Here is a 5,496-nt window from a genome sequence, read left to right as displayed (position 1 = left end):
AGTTGCGAATATCTTTGGCTTCGTCGTCCTCATATCCTTCATAGCCGATGGCCCGCGTGACGGACAAATCCTCCGTATCCTCCTGCCAGTCCTGCCCGACAAGGATCAGCTTGCGAACCGTATATCCGTCCGCCGAACTGTCATACGCCGGCACGGCTTTGATCCGTGCCCACTGAAAGCTGCTCGGCGCCGACTCCCGCCGCACGGCCCGGGTCGTCTGGGCCCATTCCATCGGCCGCAGCAGTTCCTGCAGCATTTGGATCTGCGATACCATTGCTTACTCCAGCGGCATCGGCAGCGGACCGATGCCCTGCGTCAAACCGCCTTCCCCGCCCGTCTTTCCCCACGGCAGATTCCCGCCGCCCAGCAGATCATCCGGCGGACTCGGTGTCGCATTTGCCGCGCCTTTCAGACGCCAGGTATAGACCCCGTCCCGCAGCGTCGTCGGCACCTGCAGAAAGGCAACCCTCAGGTCGCTGTTGTACGGCACCGGTATCACGGTGTTGGTATATGACGCTGACTCCACCGGCACCTCGCCGCCTTCGCCGCCGTTGGCCGTCAAATCAAAGACCTTCGTCCCGTCATAGCTGAAGATCTGCCAGTACAAGGAGGCATACCCGCCCAGGTCCTCCCCCTTGCTTCCGCAGAAAACCGGCCGCACTCGTTTGTAGTCCATCCTTTATCCCTTTCTGTTAATTGCGTTTTCCAAACAGAATCACTTCACACGCGGCATCCTTCTCCGTGTCCGCGTTTTCGATCACAATCGTCTCATTTGTTCCGACCGCCGCCCCCGCGCCGAACGCCAGAAAGGCCGCGCCGCCCGGCGGAATCAGAATGCCGTTCTGGCTGCCTCCCAGCGCCGCAAGTGTTCCTTTCAGCTGAATCGCCGCCGCCGTTTCTGTCCCGCTGTTGCGGACAATCACCGCCGCCAGCGTCTCATAGGCCGCCGGCTCGCCGAACTGGTCCAGCAGCGACCCGTCATCCAGCACAAGCTGGAGGCTGTTCTGGGCCTCCAGCGTCCCGGTCAGCGGCGTCATCGCATCCGCACTCAAGAGCATCTGGATATAGCTCCAGTTCAGCGACGCCTGGGCCTTGAGCATCGGCAGATCCTTGCTGTCTGAGGCCGCCGCCGTCAGTTTCAGCATCCCGTTTAAAGCCATAATAATTTCCCTTTTAAAACCGTTTTACCGGATCTCCGCAAAACGCAGATTCCGTGTTATCAAGTGCTCTTTCTGGTTCTGCACATCGTAAACAATCTGCACAATTTCCGGATACATCATTGCTCCATTACGGCTCAGCGACGTCAGCAGATAGTCTCTGCCGGCAAACTTCTCCAGCCCATCCCCCGGCTGAAACGTCGGCATCCCGCCGCCGTCCCCGCACCACATCCGCGCCAGCGTAAAACGCCCGCTGATTGATTTATCCTCGTTGGCCGCGCGGATCTTTTCAATCTGCTCGGCCAGCTTGACCCCCTCGTTGGTATTCCAGGCGGACAATCCGCTGCCGGAAAAGATGCTCGAGTCCGTCCGCAGCGAATAGGTGTAATCGTCCAGCGCCACCGCCGCCGCCTGCGGATACGGGCTGGCCGAGGCCGCCGCCGGCTGCCCGGCGTACAGCAGCCGCTCATCCATCTGCACGCTGGCCGTAATCCGCACCCGCGTGCGCCACTGCGGCCAGGCTCGCTGCTGCAATATGTCGTCGCACAGACTCGTCCAGTAATTCAGCTCCAGGTTGTTCAAGGGGCCGCCGGAGATTTTCCGCTGCTGCTTGTCGAGGATCTCCGACAGATTCGGCTGCTCAATCGCAATGCCGCATTCCGTCCGCATCAGCCGCACCGGCCCGTCAAACCGCTGCCAGCTCTGACCGCTGTCCAGCGACAGCTCGACAATGACGCCGACGCTCTCGAGCGTCCCTTCCAGGTGCGTCAGACACGGCAGAAACCGCCGTGCAAACGGTCCGTACATCCGCCAGCCCGTCTGCGGGTCCGTAATCTCCTCCGCTGGCAATACGGTCGTCCAGTCAAACGGCCCGCCGCGATTGTAGCCGCCGCCTGAATACGCCCCGGTCTCATTGAGCACCCACTTTCGCCCGACATCCGGCCGAAAGTTTCCGCCCAGCGGATGATACTTGGCAAAGAAGGAATACTGATCCGGATTCGTCTCCCGCTGCAGCTGCGCTTCGGTCAGATAAAGGTATTTGCAATTCTCGCTCGTATCCGGCTCCAGCTGGCTGTCCTTCCAGCCCGGCACCAGCGGCACGGTAATCTCATAGACCTTTGGCGCCCCCAGCCCGATCGGCATATTGATTGTCGCATCCAGACTCTCATCAAACTCCGCCGCCCACAGCATCTTTTCCCCGCGTGCAGCCGCCGCCGCAATCGATTCTCCCGGCGCCGGCACATACAGCGTATGCAGGATCGTCCGATTCTGCGCCGTCCGTTCGCTGCCGACGGCATAGCCCGGCTTGTAAAAGACCCATTGCGGACCGGCAGCCGTATACTCCTCCCGCAGCGTCCATCCAATCCGCCCGCAGATCTGCGCCACGGCGTCAATCGGCCGCTTGCGGTCCACATCCACGGAATTGATAACCAGATCAAAGTCCGCATGCTCCAGCCCCGGCAGCGCCGCCGGATTGACAATCGGACAAATCGACCAGATGCGGTTGTGCATCGGCGCCAATAGATACACAATCATCTGCCGCACCGTCCACCATTCGGCATTGGTTCCTCCGCCGAAGATCGGAATCGTGCAGGCTGCCCCGGGCCACCGCTGGTCGTTTTGGATCAGGAAACCGTCCGGGTCTCGATTCGGCCGACCGTCCTCGTTAAAGATGCACGCCCGGCCGCTGAACCACTGCGCCCGATAAGCAATCGCCTGCTGATTGGGCTGCCCCCAGTTGTCGTAGCAGTCCGGTCCGCGTGCCCACACTCCATAAATCGGATTGCAGGTATTGTACAGCCAGCGGTAGTCCATGCAGACAATCACATTGTGCTCCGCCGCCGACTCCCGCTCCGTTCCGCCGGTAAACCCGTTGACGCGGCTGACGAAGACGCCCTCAAACAGCACCGACTCTTCGCCCAATCCGTCATCCGTAATCAGCCGAATCAGATCGCCGGCCGACAGATTCTCGTAGGATTGGTCCCACCGCAGCGACGCAAACCGGATGACGGCCTCATTGGGCCGATTGCCGTGGTTGAGGGTGATCTTCTCAGCGCGTCCGTCCGGCAGCGTCGCCCAGCCGGAGCGGATTCGCCCGCTCACCACATTGGCAAACTGCACCAGCACCCGATTGGCGTGTCGGCTCAATTCCGTCATACAAGCCCCCGCAGCGTGATCTCATATCGCGCCAGACATCCGCCCGGAACCGGAACAAAGATTCGTCCGTTCGCCGACGGCACCAGCCGAAAGTTTTCAAAGATGCAATTCAGGTAAGTCGTGCCTTTATAGAAATAATCCGCCGGCTCCGCCGCCTGCAGGGCCTCCAGATTCTGGGCAATCATAACGGCGTTGTTTCGTGCCTGCTTATAGGTGGTCCCCGTTGCCCGGATGACTCCGCTGATCGGAAGCTCAAATCCGCGTGTCCCCAGAGCGATCGTCGCCAGCCCGTGTGCCCCGGCAAATCCGAGATACTGCCGCTGCATCCGCCGGTTATTCAGTCCGACGGTCAGTTCGCTGCCCAGCAGTGTCTGGAGGTCATAAGCCATCACTTCGTCTCCAGCTGATAGCGTCCGTCTTTGTTAAACTCCCCGACGCGCGGGCTGTTGCCCGGGTCCGGCAGATGATAATGCACATCCCGATGCTCATGGATCTCCACCGGTGCAAAGGAATAACCCGGCACCGTCCCCGCCTTCATCAATCCTTCCTGCAGCCGCTCAAAAAACGTCTTCGGCGAAACCCCCATCGCCGCGACTTTTTCTCCGATTCTCCGCTGCAACTGAATCAGATAAGCAGGAATTTTGGATTCATAATCCTCCGCCGCCATCGATTCGATTTCTACGGCATATTGCGCCGCCGTCACATCCTGCGCCTTGACGGCCTCAATTCGCCGCTTCGTCGCCAGGTACTCATCCATCAGCTTGGTGATCGGATCCGCCGAAAAGGCCGCCGCAACCCGCTCGCTAAGAATGTCCTTTTGAGTGGCCCCGGCGGCCTCCATTTTTTGGATGGCCTCCGCCAGCGGCTTGGGTTTTTTCAGCAGATTCAGCAGGGCGTTGGTCCCCATCGTCCCGCCGACCAGCCCCTCCATCGTCTCCATTGAGATTGGCTGCTGAGACATCTGCTGGAGAATATTTAAGATTCCTCCGCTTGTCGCAATGCCCCGCTCCTCCAGCTGTGCGCGGGCCTCCTTGCTGGTCAAGCCCCGCAGTACCGCCACCAGTCCGCTGGCCGCCAGTGTCGGGTCGCCCATCTGCTGCGTCAGAAAATTGAGCATCCCCAGCGTCTGCTCCGTGGTCAGCCCAGCCCCCAATCCTATCGGCAGCACGCGGTGCAACTCCTGCGGCGCCAGCAGGTCCGTCAGAAGGTTCTGGATGCGGCGCGGGTCCTGAATCCCCGTCTGCCGCATCATCGTCAGATAGGACTGCACGATCGATTCGAGCGGCCGCTGCGGTTCCTTATAGCCGCTCTCAATCGCCTCCTTAAAGATTTTCATCTGCTGCTCCGCCGTCAAGTCCGCTCCCCGCTGCTGCAGCAGATACCAGGCGCTGGCCACCTCCTCAAACGGCCGCCGCGCCTCCACGGACAGCTGCGCGACGGTCTTGCGGGCCTCGGGATTCTGCTGAAGGAATCGGTCCGCCAGCTGCAGCTGCAAAAAAGCGTTGTGCTGCCGCTCCTGCAGCTGCACCGACTCCCGCATCAGGTCCACCTGCTCGCGCAGGGCCGCCGAGGCCTCGCGGATCGCCACCGTCAGCAGGGCCAGGCTTGACGCCCACCGGCCGATCTTGCCGATGAGGCTGCCGGCTGTCTCATCGGTCCTGCGGCTGCTCTGCTGCATCTGGTCAAAGTCGTCAGCCGCCGAGACGGCCTTCCGCCCGGCATCGACGGCGGCATTGCCGACCTTCTCCTGCGCCGCCGCCACCTCTTCGATGAGCCGGCGGGTTTCTTCGGCCCCCTTGGCCCGCAGATGGATGGTGATGTCTTTTTCCGGCATCCGTGCCTCTTTTATTTTTATCCAATTCCCGTGCTACGTCCGCCGGGCGAAAACAGATACCCCTGCCCGAATCGGTCTGTAATCATCTTCTGCCTCCGCTGCACCTCCCCGATCAGCTGCTTGGCTTCGATTTTTTTCTGCTCCAGAAATTTCCGCCACACCGCCGCATCCTCCGTCAGCCAGTAGCCGTCCCAGTTGGTGCTCACAATCCATTCGCCTTCTTCGCGCAGCTGCTTAATAATCGCCCGCACCTGCCGGCGTTTGGTCTCATGGCTTCCGCCCAGCCCCAGCCACTCGGCGATCTGGATGGCCGTCATCGGCCCGGCCGCGCGGCTCAGCAGGATCATC

At 61.0% G+C, this 5,496-nt stretch carries 7 protein-coding genes; all 7 read right to left on the bottom strand.

What is annotated here, in order from left to right:
- Window positions 1-274, bottom strand: a 274-nt coding sequence (locus PKY88_13185; GenBank protein ID HOQ06154.1) for a hypothetical protein, incomplete at its 3' end; no start/stop codon positions are given.
- 3 nt (window positions 275-277) lie between these two features.
- Window positions 278-676: a hypothetical protein gene (locus tag PKY88_13180; protein ID HOQ06153.1), complete on the bottom strand. Its 399-nt coding sequence runs from the start codon at window positions 674-676 to the stop codon at window positions 278-280.
- Window positions 677-692: 16 nt separating this feature from the next.
- Window positions 693-1,160 (bottom strand): hypothetical protein, encoded by a 468-nt coding sequence (locus tag PKY88_13175; GenBank protein HOQ06152.1) that lies wholly within the window; start codon window positions 1,158-1,160, stop codon window positions 693-695.
- 24 nt (window positions 1,161-1,184) lie between these two features.
- Entirely contained in the window at window positions 1,185-3,314 is a 2,130-nt protein-coding gene (locus PKY88_13170; protein ID HOQ06151.1) for a hypothetical protein, read from the bottom strand.
- On the bottom strand, window positions 3,311-3,703 hold the full coding sequence (locus PKY88_13165) for a hypothetical protein (protein HOQ06150.1): 393 nt from the start codon (window positions 3,701-3,703) through the stop codon (window positions 3,311-3,313). Before PKY88_13165 ends, PKY88_13170 begins: the two co-directional genes overlap by 4 nt.
- Window positions 3,703-5,148 (bottom strand): hypothetical protein, encoded by a 1,446-nt coding sequence (locus PKY88_13160; GenBank protein HOQ06149.1) that lies wholly within the window; start codon window positions 5,146-5,148, stop codon window positions 3,703-3,705. The genes PKY88_13165 and PKY88_13160 overlap by 1 nt, the downstream gene beginning before the upstream one ends.
- Window positions 5,149-5,165: 17 nt before the next feature.
- On the bottom strand, window positions 5,166-5,496 hold a 331-nt coding region (locus PKY88_13155), incomplete at its 5' end, for a hypothetical protein (protein HOQ06148.1).

It is taken from the genome of Anaerohalosphaeraceae bacterium (assembly GCA_035378985.1).
GTDB lineage: Bacteria > Planctomycetota > Phycisphaerae > Sedimentisphaerales > Anaerohalosphaeraceae > JAHDQI01.
Note: the sequence above shows the minus strand (reverse complement) of the source record. Positions and strands in the feature narration are given on the sequence as shown.